Annotated in this window: 25 protein-coding genes; 1 reads left to right on the forward strand and 24 read right to left on the reverse strand. The window is 41.6% G+C overall.

Going from position 1 to position 16,589, the window contains the following annotated elements; translation table 11 throughout:
- The first annotated feature begins 499 nt into the window (after positions 1–499).
- Positions 500–2,302, forward strand: a complete 1,803-nt coding sequence (locus WMO25_RS05640; RefSeq protein ID WP_349084534.1) for a hypothetical protein — start codon at positions 500–502, stop codon at positions 2,300–2,302.
- A gap of 68 nt (positions 2,303–2,370) precedes the next feature.
- Here WMO25_RS05640 and truA read toward each other — a convergent pair whose 3' ends face one another.
- The 24 genes from truA to rplX all read right to left on the reverse strand — a co-directional run.
- Positions 2,371–3,114: a tRNA pseudouridine(38-40) synthase TruA gene (gene truA, locus WMO25_RS05645; protein ID WP_227082000.1), complete on the reverse strand. Its 744-nt coding sequence runs from the start codon at positions 3,112–3,114 to the stop codon at positions 2,371–2,373.
- Positions 3,115–3,116: 2 nt separating this feature from the next.
- Entirely contained in the window at positions 3,117–3,917 is an 801-nt protein-coding gene (locus tag WMO25_RS05650) for an energy-coupling factor transporter transmembrane component T family protein (RefSeq protein ID WP_349084536.1), read from the reverse strand.
- Positions 3,914–4,789, reverse strand: a complete 876-nt coding sequence (locus tag WMO25_RS05655; RefSeq protein ID WP_250799595.1) for an energy-coupling factor transporter ATPase — start codon at positions 4,787–4,789, stop codon at positions 3,914–3,916. The genes WMO25_RS05650 and WMO25_RS05655 overlap by 4 nt, the downstream gene beginning before the upstream one ends.
- A complete protein-coding gene (locus WMO25_RS05660) occupies positions 4,770–5,666 on the reverse strand; it encodes an energy-coupling factor transporter ATPase (RefSeq protein WP_349084537.1) in 897 nt (298 codons plus the stop codon). Before WMO25_RS05660 ends, WMO25_RS05655 begins: the two co-directional genes overlap by 20 nt.
- Positions 5,667–5,876: 210 nt before the next feature.
- Positions 5,877–6,401, reverse strand: a complete 525-nt coding sequence (locus WMO25_RS05665; protein WP_015513735.1) for a bL17 family ribosomal protein — start codon at positions 6,399–6,401, stop codon at positions 5,877–5,879.
- Between the two features lie 42 nt (positions 6,402–6,443).
- Positions 6,444–7,403, reverse strand: a complete 960-nt coding sequence (locus WMO25_RS05670) for a DNA-directed RNA polymerase subunit alpha (RefSeq protein WP_349084539.1) — start codon at positions 7,401–7,403, stop codon at positions 6,444–6,446.
- 74 nt (positions 7,404–7,477) lie between these two features.
- Complete coding sequence (gene rpsD, locus WMO25_RS05675; protein WP_015513736.1) at positions 7,478–8,071, reverse strand: 30S ribosomal protein S4; 594 nt, start codon at positions 8,069–8,071, stop codon at positions 7,478–7,480.
- An 18-nt stretch (positions 8,072–8,089) separates the two neighbouring features.
- Positions 8,090–8,485, reverse strand: a complete 396-nt coding sequence (gene rpsK, locus WMO25_RS05680) for a 30S ribosomal protein S11 (protein ID WP_015513737.1) — start codon at positions 8,483–8,485, stop codon at positions 8,090–8,092.
- 19 nt (positions 8,486–8,504) lie between these two features.
- A complete protein-coding gene (gene rpsM / locus WMO25_RS05685; protein ID WP_015513738.1) occupies positions 8,505–8,876 on the reverse strand; it encodes a 30S ribosomal protein S13 in 372 nt (123 codons plus the stop codon).
- 293 nt (positions 8,877–9,169) lie between these two features.
- Positions 9,170–9,283 (reverse strand): 50S ribosomal protein L36, encoded by a 114-nt coding sequence (gene rpmJ, locus WMO25_RS05690; RefSeq protein WP_003022746.1) that lies wholly within the window; start codon positions 9,281–9,283, stop codon positions 9,170–9,172.
- 152 nt (positions 9,284–9,435) lie between these two features.
- Positions 9,436–9,654, reverse strand: coding sequence for a translation initiation factor IF-1 (gene infA / locus WMO25_RS05695; RefSeq protein WP_015513739.1), 219 nt, complete (start codon positions 9,652–9,654; stop codon positions 9,436–9,438).
- Complete coding sequence (locus WMO25_RS05700) at positions 9,655–9,939, reverse strand: KOW domain-containing RNA-binding protein (RefSeq protein WP_147322305.1); 285 nt, start codon at positions 9,937–9,939, stop codon at positions 9,655–9,657.
- 6 nt (positions 9,940–9,945) lie between these two features.
- Positions 9,946–10,698 carry a type I methionyl aminopeptidase gene (gene map, locus WMO25_RS05705; protein WP_015513741.1) on the reverse strand — a complete coding sequence of 251 codons (753 nt, stop codon included), beginning with the start codon at positions 10,696–10,698 and terminating at the stop codon, positions 9,946–9,948.
- 1 nt (position 10,699) lies between these two features.
- Entirely contained in the window at positions 10,700–11,344 is a 645-nt protein-coding gene (locus WMO25_RS05710; protein WP_015513742.1) for an adenylate kinase, read from the reverse strand.
- Between the two features lie 123 nt (positions 11,345–11,467).
- Positions 11,468–12,796 carry a preprotein translocase subunit SecY gene (gene secY / locus WMO25_RS05715; RefSeq protein WP_349084540.1) on the reverse strand — a complete coding sequence of 443 codons (1,329 nt, stop codon included), beginning with the start codon at positions 12,794–12,796 and terminating at the stop codon, positions 11,468–11,470.
- Positions 12,796–13,236: a 50S ribosomal protein L15 gene (gene rplO / locus WMO25_RS05720; protein WP_215690607.1), complete on the reverse strand. Its 441-nt coding sequence runs from the start codon at positions 13,234–13,236 to the stop codon at positions 12,796–12,798. The genes secY and rplO overlap by 1 nt, the downstream gene beginning before the upstream one ends.
- A 25-nt stretch (positions 13,237–13,261) precedes the next feature.
- Positions 13,262–13,444, reverse strand: a complete 183-nt coding sequence (gene rpmD / locus WMO25_RS05725) for a 50S ribosomal protein L30 (RefSeq protein ID WP_015513745.1) — start codon at positions 13,442–13,444, stop codon at positions 13,262–13,264.
- Positions 13,445–13,457: 13 nt separating this feature from the next.
- Positions 13,458–13,967 (reverse strand): 30S ribosomal protein S5, encoded by a 510-nt coding sequence (gene rpsE / locus WMO25_RS05730; protein WP_015513746.1) that lies wholly within the window; start codon positions 13,965–13,967, stop codon positions 13,458–13,460.
- Positions 13,968–13,984: 17 nt separating this feature from the next.
- Positions 13,985–14,353, reverse strand: coding sequence for a 50S ribosomal protein L18 (gene rplR, locus WMO25_RS05735; protein ID WP_015513747.1), 369 nt, complete (start codon positions 14,351–14,353; stop codon positions 13,985–13,987).
- Positions 14,354–14,372: 19 nt separating this feature from the next.
- Positions 14,373–14,915, reverse strand: a complete 543-nt coding sequence (gene rplF / locus WMO25_RS05740; RefSeq protein ID WP_015513748.1) for a 50S ribosomal protein L6 — start codon at positions 14,913–14,915, stop codon at positions 14,373–14,375.
- A 201-nt stretch (positions 14,916–15,116) separates the two neighbouring features.
- Positions 15,117–15,512: a 30S ribosomal protein S8 gene (rpsH, locus tag WMO25_RS05745; RefSeq protein WP_117527654.1), complete on the reverse strand. Its 396-nt coding sequence runs from the start codon at positions 15,510–15,512 to the stop codon at positions 15,117–15,119.
- 24 nt (positions 15,513–15,536) lie between these two features.
- On the reverse strand, positions 15,537–15,722 hold the full coding sequence (locus WMO25_RS05750; RefSeq protein WP_215632355.1) for a type Z 30S ribosomal protein S14: 186 nt from the start codon (positions 15,720–15,722) through the stop codon (positions 15,537–15,539).
- A gap of 14 nt (positions 15,723–15,736) precedes the next feature.
- Positions 15,737–16,276, reverse strand: coding sequence for a 50S ribosomal protein L5 (gene rplE, locus WMO25_RS05755; protein WP_117540819.1), 540 nt, complete (start codon positions 16,274–16,276; stop codon positions 15,737–15,739).
- Positions 16,277–16,298: 22 nt separating this feature from the next.
- Positions 16,299–16,589 (reverse strand): 50S ribosomal protein L24 (gene rplX, locus WMO25_RS05760; RefSeq protein ID WP_349084543.1); only part of this gene is annotated, 291 nt, incomplete at its 5' end.

The raw sequence follows: 16,589 nt of genomic DNA on the forward strand, positions 1-16,589 counted from the left end.
CTTTGGTTTGTGTTCTTAAAAATTCTTTTTAGGAATTTTCGGGATTGTTTTGTTGTTCAATTATCAAAGTTCATGTATCGCTCTCTGAGCGACTCAATCATTTTATCAAATCTCTTGAAGTTTGTCAACAACTTTTTTCATTTATTTCCAAATTTCTTTTTGATCTGATGAAAAACTTGCTGTTTCGCGTTGTTCTCACTGACAGCTTGTATATAATATCATCTTAGATTTGAATTGTCAACAGTTTTTTTGATTTATTTTTATTTTATATGCGTTTTTTGTTACCTGTATTAAATCTGACACGACACAAAGTGCTTCCATATTGTTAAGAAAACGTCACACCTCTGATCTCTGCTACTCTTATCAACCAATACCTCTTCATCCGTCAATTCTCATCATTCGCTAGATAAGGTGCTTTATTCCCCTTAATTCTCTCTGTCTTTCTCATTTATTATCAGCTATAATAGTGTGTAACAACGTAAAGGAGTACTTAAAAGATATGAATATCAAAAAAAACTATTCTAAGAAGCGTCACCAATCCTACGCTTCTGTCCAGGCGCATGCTGTTATAAACGGTCTGATTGGTGTCATCGTCATTGCATTTATCAGCTTTTATTTCTTTCTGACACCATTGAATCCACAGTCCATTGCTTTCTGGCTGACACTGATCATTGCACTGTTTGTCTTTGCAGCTCTGAAATCACTGACTATTTGCAGTGCAGCTGCCGGGCGTATGCAGGATCAGGCTGCCGGTCAAAAAACCTGGAAAGATGTCTGCGGACATGAAGGCATTTTTTTCATCCTTCCACTCATTGCAATTATCGCATTGCTGTTGATTGCACTCAGCGGTTCACCTGTTTTTTCGTCACACAAATATGCCGCAATCCTCAATGTAGAGGATGCTGTCTTTTCTGATGATTTATCTGAATCTCTCGGCACAGACTCTATTGCCCTCATGGACACAGCCTCTGCAAGAATGCTCGGAGACAGAGAAATCGGTTCTTTATCTAATGTCGTCAGCCAGTTCAATGTTTCTGATGACTACACACAGATTGATTATAATGGAAAACCCGCCAAAGTCGCTGCACTCGACTATGCCGGTTTCTTTAAATGGATTGGAAATAAATCCGATGGCGTCCCTGGCTATGTTACAGTTAATCCAGTGTCCATGTCGGCCTCCTATGTACAATGCAGCCAGCCGATGACGTATGTACCATCCGCTTATTTCTATGAGGATGCTGCAAGGTATATCCGTTTCCACTATCCGACGCTGCTCCTTGGTAATCTTCACTTTGAGATAGATGAGCAGGGACAGCCTTATTACGTGATGTCCGTTTACAAAAATACAATTTCTCTGTTCGGTGGTCAGACTGTCACGGGAGCGATTACGCTGAACCCATCAACCGGCGAGCTGACACACTATGCACTTTCAGTTGTTCCAAACTGGGTCGATGTTGTTGTGGACGGAGATCTTCTTTGCCGTCAATACAACTGGTTCGGTACGCTTAAGAACGGCTTCATGAACAGTCTGATTGGCAAAAAAGGTTGCAAACGGGTCACGACTTATGAAGCAGATGAAGATGATGAAAACGACGATGTCCCTGTTTCTGATTATGGTTATGTTTCCAAAAATGGCGATATATGGATCTATACAGGTGTCACATCCGTCAATGATGACCGCTCCAATATTGGTTTCTTACTTGCCAACGAGCGAACGGGTGAGGCCCATTATTACAGTATCGCCGGTGCTGATGAAAAGTCAGCGATGGCAGCCGCCGAAGGTGAAGTGCAGGAGAAAGGTTATCAGGCCAGTTTCCCGTCCCTGATCAATGTAGAAGGCCATCCGACCTATATTATGGTCTTAAAGGACGCCAGCGGTCTTGTAAAACTTTATGCAGCCGTTAATGTGGAACAATATAATATCGTTACAACCGCTTCCTCCCAGACCGAATGTCTGAACAGATACAAACAGCTTCTTGGCATAGAAAGTGGCAGTGCTGACAATAACAACAATCAGCCTGACAACAGTACCAGTACTGATAACGACGCTCCTAACAACGTCACAGACAGTAGCGACGTCTCTGAACCAACTGTTGCAGATGCCGAAACCAATCTTACCATTACGGATATCAAATACATCGATATCAACGGTAACACTTACATCTATCTGATTAGCGAAAATGATACCCTTTATCGTGCAAAGGCAGCCTCCCACGAGGACATGCTGCTGTTGAAAAAAGGTGATAACGTTCACATTGCATACTCCGGCAAAGATATTGTCACATGCGAAAAGCAGAACTGATCCACTGATTAAAACAAGCGACTGCTTCAAAATGACATGAAGCAGTCGCTTGTTTTATGGATACCTGTTCAATTTGATAGATACTTAATCTCCACCAGTGTCAATCCGTGTGCAGGCGCCGTTGGTCCCGCAGCCTTTCCCATCGGATGCTCCACCGCTTCCCTGACTTCCTCCGGTTCTTTCTGTTCCAGTCCGACCTTAATCAATACACCGGCGATAATACGCACCATATTGTACAGAAAGCCATTGCCGCTGACACGCAGTGTCACAATATCTCCTTCTTCAATCAGTTCAAGGGAATAGATAGTTCTTACAGTACTCAGCACCTTTGTCTTCTGTGAACAAAAGGATTTAAAATCATGTTCACCAACCAGATAAACACCGGCTTCACGCATCTTGTCCACATTCAGCTTTTTCGGGACAAAATAACTGTATAAACGCTCTTTCGGCAGCTGAGTCCGCCGATTAAGAATCCGGTATTCATATGTTTTCTCCACATCCGTATAGCGGGGATGAAAATCCAAAGGCACTTCCTCGGATTTCTGCACCACAATATCCTTTGGAAGACGCTGATTAATGGCTAGGGCATATTTCCAGTCAGGAATATTTTTGTCTGTGTCAAAAACCGCCACCTGTCCAAGGGCATGCACCCCGGAATCCGTCCGGCTGGCGCCTGTCACATCGGTTTTCTCCCCAAGAAGATTTTCTATGGCTTTTTGAAGTGTTGACTGTATAGAAACACCATTCGGCTGCACCTGCCATCCGCAGTAGTTTGTGCCGTCATAAGCCACCGTCAGTTTAATTCTATGCACAGTTACATCACTCCTCTCAGCACACAAATGGCAATCATATAAACAGCCATTAGCAAATAAGCCGTCCGGTCTCTTTTCTCATAATGCAGCGGCTTCATCTTTGTACGGCCCTGTCCGCCGTGATAACAGCGTGCTTCCATGGCCATAGCCAGATCATTGGCGCGTCGAATTGCGGCGATAAAAAGCGGCACCAGAAGCGGTACAAGCCCTTTTGCTCTCTGAATCAGATTACCACTCTCAAAGTCTGCCCCTCTGGCCTGCTGTGCCTTCATGATTCTGTCCATTTCTTCCAGTAAAATCGGAATAAATCGAAGGGCAATAGACATCATCATCGCCACCTCATGTACCGGCACATGCACCCTGTTTAAACAGCCCAACCCTTTTTCAAGACCATCTGTCAGCTGGTTCGGTGTTGTGGTCAATGTCATCAGAGATGAGCCAATAATCAGATAACTCAGACGCATGACCATATAAAGACCTGTCTTTAATCCCTGTTCAGTTGCATTCAAAAAACCGATCTTGAATAAACTGTCTCCCGGCGTCAGAAAAAGGCTGAAACAAAAGGTTAAGAGAATAATCATAAAAATGGATTTTAACCCTTTCAGCATAAAGCTCACCGGTACTTTTGACAGCGCAATCAAAGCTACCATCGCTGCCGTCACAATGATAAAAGCCGGAACACTGTGAATCAAAAAAACAGATATGACAAACAAAACCGTTCCAAGCAGTTTTACTCTCGGGTCCAGACGATGGATCACGGAAGACTGGGGATAATATTGTCCAATGGTTATGTCTCGTATCATTTCTCGCCGTCCTCCATTCTCGTCTTCCTCCATAAATTCAGAATTTCCTCTGCTGCATCGGATACAGTCAAGATATCTGTGGATAAGTCATAACCTTTTCCCGCAAGACTGTGCATAAGATAGGTCATCTTCGGCGCAGAAAGTCCCATTTTCTCTAATTCCTTATAACGACCAAAAATTTCATGCGGTAAGCCGTCCATGACCAGTTCTCCCTGATTCATTACAAGCAATCTCTCAGCGTATTCCGCCATATCCTCCATAGAATGCGAAGATAATATAACCGTCATCCCGGTTTCTCTGTATAAATGCACAATCGTATCCAGGATCTCTTTCCGACTTCCCGGGTCTAATCCAGCCGCCGGTTCATCAAGAATCAACACTTCCGGCTGCATCGCCAGAACACCTGCAATGGCCACACGGCGTTTCTGACCGCCTGATAATTCAAAAGGTGATAAGGTATATTGTTCTTCTTTGATGCCCACCAGCTGAAGCGCATCGATCGCCCGCATTCTGGACTCTTCCTGAGATAATCCCAGATTCTTCGGCCCAAAAGCCACATCCGTCAGTACATCAATTTCAAATAGCTGATATTCCGGATACTGAAAAACAATACCGACTTTCGACCGCAATTCCTTTTTCTTGTAGCCATCCGCTGTGATGTCCTCATCGTGAAAATAAATTTTGCCGGAGGTTGGCCTGATTAATCCGTTCATATGCTGGATCAGCGTTGACTTACCGGATCCGGTATGGCCGATCACCCCGATAAAGCTACCTGATTCAACAGCGAAACTAACATCTTTCAGAGCCTGTTTCTCAAAAGTGGTTCCGCCACTATATATATAATTAACATTCTCAAATCGAATCTGCGACATGTTCCGTCCCCTTTCCCCCAGGCTGCAAAATCTGTTCTAATTCATGAATAAACTGTTCCTGGGTCAGAATACCGTCGGAAAAAGGCATTCCCTGCTGTTTCAGCTGCCAGGCTAACTCCGTGATCTGGGGAACATCCAGCTCCAATTTCTGAAGCTCCTCTACTCTGGAAAAAACCTCTTTTGGCGTGCCATCCATGGCAATCTGCCCCTGATCCATAACAAGTACACGATCTGCATCCACCGCCTCATCCATATGATGGGTGATCAGGATAACGGTTACTTTCTCTTCTTTATTTAGGCGATGTACAGCCTCCAGAACCTCTCTTCGGCCTGACGGATCCAGCATAGCTGTTGCCTCATCCAATACCATACAGGAAGGCCTCATAGCCATAATGCCAGCAATAGCAATTCGCTGTTTCTGACCGCCTGACAATTTATTCGGCGAATGATACCGATAAGCTGTCATATCTACACTCTCCAGACTCTTTGCCACACGCTGCCATATTTCTTCCGTAGGCACGCCCATATTTTCAGGACCGAATGCCACATCCTCCTCCACAACACTGGCGATAATTTGATTATCCGGATTCTGAAAAACCATTCCTGCGGTCTTTCTTATCTCCAGCCATTCTCTTTGCTCTTTTGTGTCATGCCCGTTAATCCATACGGTTCCTTCTGTTGGCTGAAGCAATGCATTCAGATGTCTGGCAAGTGTTGATTTGCCTGAACCGTTATGTCCCAGTAAAACAACAAAACTTCCTGCCTCTATATCCACAGAAATATCCCACAGAACTCTGTTTTTAGACTCAATATTGCCATTCTCATCCTTCTGCACATAATCGTGGATCAGATGCAGCGCCCGGATAATCTTTTCCATGTTTACTCCTCCTATAAAATCTCTGTCCTTTTCAGTCATTTGGCAATTCTTCATAAGCGCTTCGTACAGTTGACACCCTTTGCCCATACACCCCAATGCATGTAAAAAACTTCCAAATAACCAAAAAGAAAAGAGGCCCTGTAAGATATGCCTAAGCATATCTTACAACAGCCCCTTCAATATGTCTATCAGAATTTAAGTCAAACCGAATTAAACTAATTCGATGATAACTTCCATAGCTGCATCGCCTTTACGTTCACCGATCTTGACGATTCTTGTATAACCACCGTTACGTGTAGCATACTTCTCAGCTAATTCACCAAATAACTTATCCTGAAGATTGATTTCTTTTGTATTGGCTTTTCTCTTAGCAGCAGCTGCAGGAATGTCTTTTCTTGTGTAAAGAACCTTTGCCATCTGCTTTCTAGCATGTAAACGGGATGGTCTGTCTTTTTTGATTGTCTTTTCAACTGTATCAAAAACAACTTTGCCATCTTCTTTTACTCTTTTGCCGTTAGCGTCCTTACGAACAACCTTAGCCTGAACAGTTACTTCATCAAAGTTATCTTTTTCTTTAACACCAAGTGCAATTAAGCCTTCGGCAATCTTTCTGATTTCTTTTGCTTTTGCTTCAGTAGTCTTAATCTTGCCGTAGCATAACAGATCAGTTACCTGATTTCTGAGCAAAGCTTTACGCTGACTGGAAGTTCTTCCAAGTTTTCTATAGCCTGCCATTGTATATCCTCCTTAAAAATCGATAAATTCTAACGGAGCGAATTATTCGTCACTCGGATTCAGCTGAAGTCCAAGTTCTTTCAGTTTGGCAAGAACTTCTTCAAGTGATTTACGTCCAAGATTTCTTACCTTCATCATATCTTCAGCTGTTCTGTTTGTTAACTCCTCAACCGTATTGATACCAGCACGTTTCAGGCAGTTATATGAACGAACGGATAATTCAAGCTCATCAATATTCATTTCAAGAACTTTTTCTTTCTCATTGTCTTCTTTTTCTACCATAACTTCTGCAGTCTTGGCATTTTCAGAAAGATCAATGAAAAGATTCAGATGATCGCTCAACACTTTGGCAGCAAGACTGACAGCCTCGTCTGGTCCAAGTGTACCATTTGTATAGACATCAAGAGTGAGTTTGTCATAATCTGTCACCTGACCTACACGTGTATTCTCAACAGTCATATTGACACGCTCAACAGGTGTATAGATAGAATCTACAGCAAGTACTCCGATTGGTAAATCATCGCTCTTATTCTTATCTGAGCTGACATAACCTCTGCCCTTTGTAATTGTAAGCTCCATGTAGAGTTTGCAATCAGCACCGCCACTTAATGTAGCGATCACCTGATCCGGATTCATGATTTCGATATCCTGATCAACCTGAATATCGGCCGCTGTAACGACGCCTTCGCCTTCGTATTCAATATAAGCTAATTTTGGCTCATTGGTCAGACTTGTATTCTTGATTGCCAGACTTTTGATGTTCATGATAATCTCAGTAACGTCTTCCTTAACGCCAGGAATTGCACTGAATTCATGGACAACACCGTCAATCTTTACATGACTGACAGCAGCACCTGGAAGAGAGGAAAGCATAATTCTTCTTAAGGAATTACCAAGAGTAATTCCGTAGCCTCTCTCTAAAGGCTCAACTACAAAACGTCCGTATTTGTTATCTTCTGATATATCTGCAATCTCTATTTTCGGTTTTTCAAAATAAAACACTAAATTGGCCCTCCTTTATGGGTTTGAAACTAATTGAGGGTAGTCCATCAGCCTGTCAAACAAGCTAAAAATTATTATTTAGAATACAACTCAACGATAAGCATTTCGTCAACAGGAACATCAATCTGCTCTCTTAATGGAAGAGCTTTAACTTCACCTTTCAGGTTTTCCTGATCTGCTTCAAGCCATTCAGGAACCATTCTGCCGCCAGCCATCTCAAGGATGTCTTTATATCTCTGTGAAGTTTTGAATTTTTCTCTGATTTCAACAACATCGCCAGGTTTTACCTGATAAGAAGGAATATTAACAAGCTTGCCGTTTACGGAAACATGTTTGTGATCTACGATCTGTCTTGCTTCTTTACGTGTTCTTGCAAAACCAAGTCTGAAAATAATATTATCAAGACGGCATTCAAGCATAACCATCAGGTTTTCACCTGTCTGGCCTTTCATCTGGCTTGCTTTAGCAAAGTAGTTTCTGAAAGGTTTTTCCAGAACACCATAGATGAATTTAGCTTTCTGTTTTTCTCTTAACTGATTACCGTACTCGGATTTCTTTCTATTGCCTCTAATAGACTGTCTGTTGGACTTCTTATCTACACCAAGGTAGAGTGGGTCAAGTCCAAGGCTTCTACATCTTTTTAAAACTGGAACCATTTCTCTAGCCATATCTATTACACCCTCCTATTAGACTCTTCTGCGTTTTGGCGGACGGCATCCGTTATGAGGAACAGGTGTTACGTCTCTGATGCTTGTAACTTCAATACCGCATGCCTGTAATGCACGGATTGCGGCCTCACGACCTGAACCAGGACCCTTAACCATAACTTCTACTGACTTCAGACCATGAATAAGTGCAGCCTTTGCAGCTGTCTCTGCTGCCATCTGTGCAGCATAAGGAGTTGACTTACGGCTGCCTCTGAAGCCAAGACCACCAGCACTTGCCCATGATAAAGCATTGCCTTCTGTATCTGTAAGTGTAACAATTGTATTATTAAAAGATGACTGAATATGTGCCTGACCACGTTCAACGTTTTTTCTGACACGCTTCTTTGTAACTTTCTTTGTCACTTTCTTAGCCATTGATCATTAACCTCCTGAATTACTTCTTCTTGTTTGCTACTGTCTTCTTAGGACCCTTACGAGTTCTTGCGTTTGTCTTTGTCTTCTGACCACGAACTGGAAGACCTTTTCTGTGACGGATGCCTCTGTAGCAACCAATTTCCTGTAATCTCTTGATATTAATAGCAATCTCTCTACGAAGATCACCTTCGATTAAGATGCTGTCTGCATCGATTGCATCACGGATTTTACCAACTTCTTCATCTGTTAAGTCTCTAACACGAGTGTCTGGATTAACACCAGCTTCCTTTAAAAGGCGATTTGAAGTTGCTCTACCGATACCATATACATAAGTAAGGCCGATTTCAATTCGTTTATCTCTTGGTAAGTCAACACCACTGATACGAGCCATGTAATTACACCTCCGATAGTTGTCCTAAACAGGGGCAAAACTGTAACACACATATTACTATGTGTGGTGAAATGCTTACAGCGCCTCCCACTGTTCTTATTATTCATTCTTGTTCTTTATATTAGTAAATAATATCGTCATTTTGACGGTCATGACGATACGTGATCTGTTATGATCAATTATATATAATAGTGAGGCTTACACCCATCCAGGTGTATCCCACTGCAGCCGCATAACTTCGATTGCCCGGAATAAGGCAATTGTGTTACTACAGACAGAAATACAGAGTAAAATTAACCCTGTCTCTGTTTGTGTTTAGGATTTTCGCAGATAATTCTGATGCTTCCTTTTCTCTTGATAACCTTGCATTTCTCGCAGATAGGCTTTACAGAAGATCTTACCTTCATTATAAATCTCTCCTTTCATAGAATGTACATCCACATACGCAACCCCGTTCCTCTTAGAACGGTGGCCATGTACCGGCTGCTCATTCCATTTTAGAACGCTCGCCGACTATTATATCATATGAAAATATAGAAATCAAGCAGTTTTTTTAATTTTACTTATCTCTCCAAATAATTCTACCCTTAGTCAGATCATATGGAGAAAGTTCAATCGTTACCTTATCTCCTGGTAAGATTTTAATAAAGTTCATTCTGAGCTTGCCGCTGATATGTGCCAGTACAACATGTTTGTTCTCAAGTTCAACTTTGAACATGGCATTTGGCAGTTTCTCAACAACTACGCCTTCAACTTCGATGACATCTGCTTTTGACATTTATTTGTCCTCCTGATTTTCTTTCCTGTTTTCAAAGGTTTGAATAATTTTTACTATATCTGCATCGGTAATCTCTGCATCCATACGGATGTTAATCTTCTGCAGGTGCAGAGGATTTTTTCTTTTGGGTTTTGAAACCGTCCACTTTGTACCATCTGCAGCATCAAGATTCCTGTCCCCGACTGCTGTGACAATATAAAGTCTGTTCTGATCTCTTCCCTGTCTGGATCTCACCAGCTGACCAATCGGATATTTATCTGATAACGCTTTCTTCTTCATCATCATCACCCTTTACCTAAGAGTTAATATCTCACAGCCATCTTTTGTTACAAGAATTGTATTCTCATAATGTGCAGATAAGGATCCGTCATCTGTTACAACCGTCCAGTCATCATCTTCATAGGCAACTTCCCATGTACCGGCATTCACCATTGGTTCAATGGCCAATGTCATACCTGCCATTAAACGGATACCTCTTCCTTTTGTACGGAAATTCGGTATCTCCGGATCTTCATGGAGATGTGTGCCAATGCCATGACCTACAAGGTCACGAACAACTGAAAAACCGTTTCCTTCAACATAATCCTGAATAGCAGCGGAAATCTCATGTAGATGATTCCCTTCTTTAGCAAAACTGATACCTTTAAAAAAGCTTTCCCTGGTTACATCAATGAGTCTCTGTGCTTCAGCACTGATCTCTCCGACTCCCCATGTTCTGGCTGCATCTGAATGATAGCCTTTGTAAATGAGCCCTGCATCCAGACTGACGATATCTCCTTCTTTCAGGACTCTCTTATCAGTAGGGATTCCGTGAACAACTTCATCATTGATGGATACACAGATAGAAGCAGGAAATCCATTATAATTCTTGAAATTCGGTACGCAACCGAAATCACGGATAATCTCTTCTCCTAATCTGTCTATATCAAGTGTTGTCATTCCCGGCTTTAATGCTTTGTGCAGTTCCTCATGGGTAATGGCCAGCAATCTTCCCGCTTCACGCATAAGTGCAATCTGCTTCTCAGACTTTACTGTTACTGCCATATTATTCTCCCAGAATCTTCATGATATCATCGAAGACTTTGTCCATTGACTGTGTACCGTCTACTTCAACCAGTACTTTTCTTTCTGTATAGAAGTCAATCAATGGCTGTGTCTGAGTATGATAAACATCCAGACGTTTCTTAACTGTTTCCGGTTTGTCATCATCTCTGAGAATGAGCGATTCACCGCACACATCACATTTGCCTTCAACCTTTGTAGGATTGAACAGCACATGATAAGTTGCTCCACATCCAACACAAGCACGGCGACCGGACATTCTATTGATTATATTCTCATCTGGAACGTCGATATCAATCGCATAATCCAGCTTTTGTTCAATAGCATTAAGGGCATTTTCCAGTGCTTCCGCCTGAGGAATTGTTCTTGGGAAACCATCCAGAATATAGCCTTTTTCACAGTCAGCTTGTTGAATTCTATCAACGACGAGATCGCAGACCAGTTCGTCCGGTACAAGAAGGCCCTTATCCATGTATTCTTTGGCTTTTGCGCCCAGTTCTGTACCATTCTTAATGTTGGCTCTGAAGATATCTCCGGTTGATATATGTGGGATTCCGCATTTTTCGGCAATCATTTTAGCCTGAGTACCCTTACCGGCACCCGGTGCTCCAAGCATAATTATTTTCATAATTATCCTCCAATCATATGTCCAACAATTGATTAATAGTAACTTTATAACAGCAAGTATTCAGCCTTCGATAAATCGAACGCTGAATCTTTGCATTGTTATACAACTTTTGTAAAATCGAACTTACTTGCTGAAAATACCAGTCAAGTGTCTCTGTTCAACTTTTGAATCGATCTGTCTGATTGTTTCGATAATAACACCAACAATAATGATCAATGATGTACCACCAAAGGATACATCGGCACCGAATAAACCTGAAAATACAATAGGTACCAGTGCAACAATCAGAAGACCAACAGCGCCGATGACAATGGTGCTGTTTGATACAGACTGCAGATATTCTGCTGTCTGTTTGCCAGGTCTGTGACCCGGAATAAAACTGCCTCTTTCCTTTAGACGCTCCGCTACTTCAACAGGGTTGAATGTAATAGATGTATAGAAATAAGCAAAAGCAACAACCAGTACAATATAGATGATAACACCAATACTGTAAACCGGCGCCGACATATTGAACCAGTTATTCTGATTCAGAACTTTGATAATCTCACCTAAAATACCACTTGGTGTCTTACCAGCAAATGTTGTGATCAGACTCGGCAGTGACATTAATGAACCGGCAAAGATAACAGGGATAACGTTTGCTGAATTCACTTTGAAAGGAATATAATCGCCAACGCTTCCCACGCTGCGTCTGCCCTGAACCTTTGATGAGTTCTGTACAGGAATCTTGATATAAGCGTCCTGAAGATAAACAACAAAGACAAACATGAACAGAATAACAGCAACAATAATGATGAGAGCAAGACCCGCTTTCACGATGTTCTTACCACTCATGAATGTATCATACAGTGTTTTGAAATCCTGCGGCAGTCTTGAAATGATGTTGAATAAAAGGATCATGGAGACACCATTGCCGACGCCATGTTTAGTGATTTCTTCACCGAGATAAATCAGTACGCAAGCACCTGTAACAAGTGCAACGACTACAATAACCAGGCCCAGTGCATTCTTAGATGCCAGATATCCACCACGGTAGAATCCGATACCCATAGCAAGAGACTGGATGGCAGCTAATACGATAGAAAGATAGAAAGTATACTCTTTCATCTTCTCACGTCCATCCTGATCCTTCTGCATCTCTTCGAGAGAAGGAATAATGATGGTCATCAGCTGCATAATGATTGATGATGTGATGTAAGGTGTAATACTCAGTGCAAATACTGACATCTGGCTGAATGAACCACCTGTCATCATATCAAAAAGATCCATTGCTCCATTTGACTGGTTGCCAAACCATGAAGCAAAGACATCCCGGCTTACGCCAGGAATTGGTATCTGAGCACCAAACCTGACGACAACCAGAATCAAAAATGTAAATAAAAGTCTTTTCTGAATCTCAGGGACCTTTAATATATTTTTGAGACTTGCACCATTTGAATTGGTATTAGCCATTAGATCACCTCTGTAGTTCCACCAAGAGCCTGAATCTTTTCTGCAGCACTCGCACTGAATGCGTTTGCTTTAACTGTTAATTTCTTCGTAAGCTCACCGTTGCCAAGGATCTTAACGCCATCTTTAGGGTTTTTGATAACGCCGTTTTCAACTAATGTTTCGATTGTAACAACAGCACCATCTTCGAATCTGTTTAATTCTGTGATATTGATGCTTACGATATCTTTTGTATTTCTGTTTGTGAAGCCTCTCTTAGGAAGTCTTCTGTATAAAGGCATCTGGCCACCTTCAAAACCTGGTCTTGGAGCGCCGGAACGTGCCTTCTGACCTTTGTGACCCTTACCTGCTGTTTTGCCATTGCCTGAACCATGACCACGGCCTACTCTGAAGTTAGCGCTGTGTGTGGAACCTGCAGCTGGTTTTAATTCTGATAAGTTCATTACGTGCACCTCCTTGCAATCTGAATTAGATTTCTTCTACTTTTACTAAATGCTTAACCTGTGCAACCATGCCTCTAGTTGCTGCATTATCTGGTAATTCAACTGTTTTGTTCAGCTTCTTAAGACCAAGAGCTTCAACAGTCTTTTTATGTTTAGGAATTGCACCAATTGTAGATTTAACTAAAGTAATCTTTAATTTCTCTGCCATTACAAACGCCTCCTTAACCTAAAATCTCTTCGATGGATTTGCCGCGCTTCTTAGCAACTTCTTCTGGAGTTACAAGATTGCTGAGACCCTCGATTGTAGCAAGAACAACGTTCTGTTTGTTGTTGGAACCAAGAGATTTTGTACGGATGTTCTTGTAGCCGGCAAGTTCCAGCACGTTACGTGCAGGACCACCTGCGATGATACCAGTACCCTGAGGAGCTCTCTTCAGGAGAACGGAAGCACCACCGAACTTTCCTAAATTATCATGTGTAATACTTAAGTTCTCATCAAGTGGAACTTCGATTAATTTCTTGATTGCATCTTCTTTTCCTTTGCGGATTGCTTCAGGAATTTCAGTTGCTTTACCTAAACCAGCGCCAACATGTCCATTGCCGTCACCGACAACTACTAAAGCTGCAAATCTCATGTTACGTCCACCTTTTACAACTTTAGTTACACGTTTAATTGACACTACTTTTTCTGTTAATTCTAATTGACTAGCATCAATAATTGTACGTTTCATGTGTTCTCCTCCCTGTGCTAGAATTTAAGACCAGCTTCTCTAGCTGCATCAGCTAAAGCCTGAATCTTACCCTGATAAATAAATCCGCCTCTATCGAAGACAACTTCTGTAATACCTTTTTCAAGAGCCTTTTTAGCAACAGCAGTACCTACAGCTGCAGCAGCTGCAACATTGTCTGTATACTGTAATTCGTCTTTGATTGCCTTTTCCATTGTGGAAGCAGCTACAAGTGTATTACCAACAGTATCGTCGATAATCTGAGCGTATATATGATTATTACTTCTAAACACAGATAAACGTGGGCGCTGTGCAGTGCCTACTAAATGATGACGCAGTCTTCTATGTTTTTTAACACGAATCTCACTTCTGGATTGTTTGTTAACCATTCTATTCACTCTCCTTTAATTATTTCTTACCAGTCTTACCAACCTTACGTCTGATTACTTCATCAGCATACTTGATACCTTTGCCCTTATATGGTTCAGGTCTTCTCTTGTCTCTGATTTCAGCAGCGTACTGGCCAACTTTTTCTTTGTCGATACCTGATACAATGATAATGTTCTGACCTTCAAGAGTTGTTGTAACACCTTCCGGATCAGTCATTTCTACAGGATGTGAATAACCTAATGATAATACAAGAGTCTTACCCTGTTTCTGAGCTCTGTAACCTACACCGTTTACTTCAAGTTTCTTTGTGTAACCTTCAGTAACACCAACAACCATGTTGTGGATCAGTGTTCTGGTTAATCCGTGTAATGATTTCATCTTCTTTAAATCGTTTGGTCTTGTAACTACAACGTGACCATCTTCGATTTTAATCTCCATTTCAGGTGCTAAAGCTCTAACAAGAGTTCCTTTAGGACCTTTTACAGTCACATTATTATTTTCTGCTATCTCAACAGTAACGCCTGCAGGAATAGCGATTGGCATTCTTCCGATTCGTGACATGCCCGTACCTCCTTACTTAAATTGCAGGAGCATTCCGCTCCGTTTTCAGTAGATTTGTAAATTTGACTTATATATTATACTAGAATATAATATCGATTTCAAGCTTTAAGCGATTCTTAAAGCAAATTGCATTGCACACAGGCCGAATAAGCAGTTTTGCTTATCCGCATCCCTTTGCCCTATGCTCTGCTATTTTATAAATTACCAAACAAATGCTAAAACTTCGCCGCCAACGTTCATGGCTCTTGCTTCTTTATCTGTAACGATACCTTTGTTTGTTGAAATAATAGCGATACCTAAACCGCCAAGTACCTTAGGCATATTTTCTACACCTGCGTACACACGAAGACCAGGTTTGGAGATTCTCTTAAGTCCAGAGATAACCTTCTGGTTCTTATCAGCACCATATTTCAGTGTGATCTTAATTGTTTTAACAACGCCGTCTTCTACGATTTCGTATGCTTTGATATAACCTTCATCTAAAAGGATTCTTGCGATCTCTGTTTTGATCTTTGATGCAGGAACATCAACTGTATCATGTTTTGCAGTGTTCGCATTACGGATTCTTGTCAGCATATCTGCGATTGGATCTGTCATTCTAAGGTTCCTCCCTTCCTAATCTTACCAGCTTGCTTTCTTAACACCCGGAATTTCGCCCTTGTAAGCTAATTCACGGAAACAAATTCTGCAGATACCATACTTTCTTAAGTAAGCGTGTGGACGTCCGCAAATTCTGCAACGATTGTATTCTCTTGTGGAGAATTTAGGTTTGCGCTGCTGTTTGATTTTCATTGCTGTCTTAGCCATGAAACACTACCTCCTTATTTTACGTATGGCATACCGAATAAACGGATTAATTCACGAGCTTCTTCATCAGTGTTGGCTGTTGTAACGAAGATAACATCCATACCTCTGACTTTGTCTACCTTATCGTATTCGATTTCAGGGAAGATCAGCTGCTCTTTGATACCAAGGGCATAGTTACCTCTGCCATCGAAGGAGTTTGCGCTGACACCTCTGAAGTCACGTACTCGTGGCAGTGCCAGGTTGATCAGACGATCTGCGAAATCATACATTTTTTCGCCTCTTAATGTTACTTTACAACCGATTGGAAGGCCTTCTCTGATCTTGAAGTTAGCGATAGATTTTTTAGCCTTTGTGACAACAGCTTTCTGACCTGCGATGATCTCAAGATCTTTAACTGCTGAATCCAATACTTTGGAGTTGTCTTTTGCTTCGCCAACGCCCATGTTGATAACAATCTTATTGAGCTTTGGAACCTGCATGATATTCTTATAACCAAACTTTTCGATCATTGCTGGAACGATCTCATTGTTGTATTTTTCCTGTAATCTGTTCACCGTCATGTCCTCCTTTCGTCAATTAATCAATTACTACTGCAGCCTGATCTTTAACCTTTGCTGCACGAACTTTTTTACCGTCAACGATCTGATACTGAATTCTTGCCGGCTTACCATTGTAAAGGTACATAACGTTTGAAGCATCGATAGGACCTTCTGTATGGATGATACCGCCCTGCTGATTAGCCATAGAAGGTTTTGTATGTTTGGTGATCATGTTAAGACCTTCAACGTATACAACGCCTTTTTTATGGTTGATAGCAATAATTTTACCGGACTTGCCTTTATCTTTACCAGCGATAATCTGAACCAT

It is taken from the genome of Coprococcus intestinihominis (assembly GCF_040096555.1).
In the GTDB taxonomy this organism is placed as follows: domain Bacteria; phylum Bacillota; class Clostridia; order Lachnospirales; family Lachnospiraceae; genus Coprococcus_A; species Coprococcus_A intestinihominis.

What these genes read in the sequence shown, in the direction of transcription:
- WMO25_RS05710 (WP_015513742.1), bottom strand. Translation starts at nt 11,344, where the DNA reads ATGAAAATAATTATGCTTGGAGCACCGGGTGCCGGTAAGGGTACTCAG.
- map (WP_015513741.1), bottom strand. Translation starts at nt 10,698, where the DNA reads ATGGCAGTAACAGTAAAGTCTGAGAAGCAGATTGCACTTATGCGTGAA.
- infA (WP_015513739.1), bottom strand. Translation starts at nt 9,654, where the DNA reads ATGTCAAAAGCAGATGTCATCGAAGTTGAAGGCGTAGTTGTTGAGAAA.
- rplR (WP_015513747.1), bottom strand. Translation starts at nt 14,353, where the DNA reads ATGGTTAACAAACAATCCAGAAGTGAGATTCGTGTTAAAAAACATAGA.
- rplO (WP_215690607.1), bottom strand. Translation starts at nt 13,236, where the DNA reads ATGAACTTATCAGAATTAAAACCAGCTGCAGGTTCCACACACAGCGCT.
- rpmD (WP_015513745.1), bottom strand. Translation starts at nt 13,444, where the DNA reads ATGGCAGAGAAATTAAAGATTACTTTAGTTAAATCTACAATTGGTGCA.
- rpsD (WP_015513736.1), bottom strand. Translation starts at nt 8,071, where the DNA reads ATGGCTAGAGAAATGGTTCCAGTTTTAAAAAGATGTAGAAGCCTTGGA.
- secY (WP_349084540.1), bottom strand. Translation starts at nt 12,796, where the DNA reads ATGGCTAATACCAATTCAAATGGTGCAAGTCTCAAAAATATATTAAAG.
- WMO25_RS05665 (WP_015513735.1), bottom strand. Translation starts at nt 6,401, where the DNA reads ATGGCAGGCTATAGAAAACTTGGAAGAACTTCCAGTCAGCGTAAAGCT.
- rpsM (WP_015513738.1), bottom strand. Translation starts at nt 8,876, where the DNA reads ATGGCTCGTATCAGTGGTGTTGACTTACCAAGAGATAAACGAATTGAA.
- rplF (WP_015513748.1), bottom strand. Translation starts at nt 14,915, where the DNA reads ATGTCACGAATCGGAAGAATGCCAATCGCTATTCCTGCAGGCGTTACT.
- WMO25_RS05750 (WP_215632355.1), bottom strand. Translation starts at nt 15,722, where the DNA reads ATGGCTAAGACAGCAATGAAAATCAAACAGCAGCGCAAACCTAAATTC.
- WMO25_RS05650 (WP_349084536.1), bottom strand. Translation starts at nt 3,917, where the DNA reads ATGATACGAGACATAACCATTGGACAATATTATCCCCAGTCTTCCGTG.
- WMO25_RS05655 (WP_250799595.1), bottom strand. Translation starts at nt 4,789, where the DNA reads ATGTCGCAGATTCGATTTGAGAATGTTAATTATATATATAGTGGCGGA.
- WMO25_RS05660 (WP_349084537.1), bottom strand. Translation starts at nt 5,666, where the DNA reads ATGGAAAAGATTATCCGGGCGCTGCATCTGATCCACGATTATGTGCAG.
- WMO25_RS05700 (WP_147322305.1), bottom strand. Translation starts at nt 9,939, where the DNA reads ATGATGATGAAGAAGAAAGCGTTATCAGATAAATATCCGATTGGTCAG.
- rpsH (WP_117527654.1), bottom strand. Translation starts at nt 15,512, where the DNA reads ATGACAGATCCAATCGCAGATATGCTGACAAGAATCCGTAATGCGAAC.
- rpsK (WP_015513737.1), bottom strand. Translation starts at nt 8,485, where the DNA reads ATGGCTAAGAAAGTGACAAAGAAAGTTACAAAGAAGCGTGTCAGAAAA.
- rpmJ (WP_003022746.1), bottom strand. Translation starts at nt 9,283, where the DNA reads ATGAAGGTAAGATCTTCTGTAAAGCCTATCTGCGAGAAATGCAAGGTT.
- rpsE (WP_015513746.1), bottom strand. Translation starts at nt 13,967, where the DNA reads ATGAAACGTACAATTATTGATGCTAGTCAATTAGAATTAACAGAAAAA.
- WMO25_RS05640 (WP_349084534.1), top strand. Translation starts at nt 500, where the DNA reads ATGAATATCAAAAAAAACTATTCTAAGAAGCGTCACCAATCCTACGCT.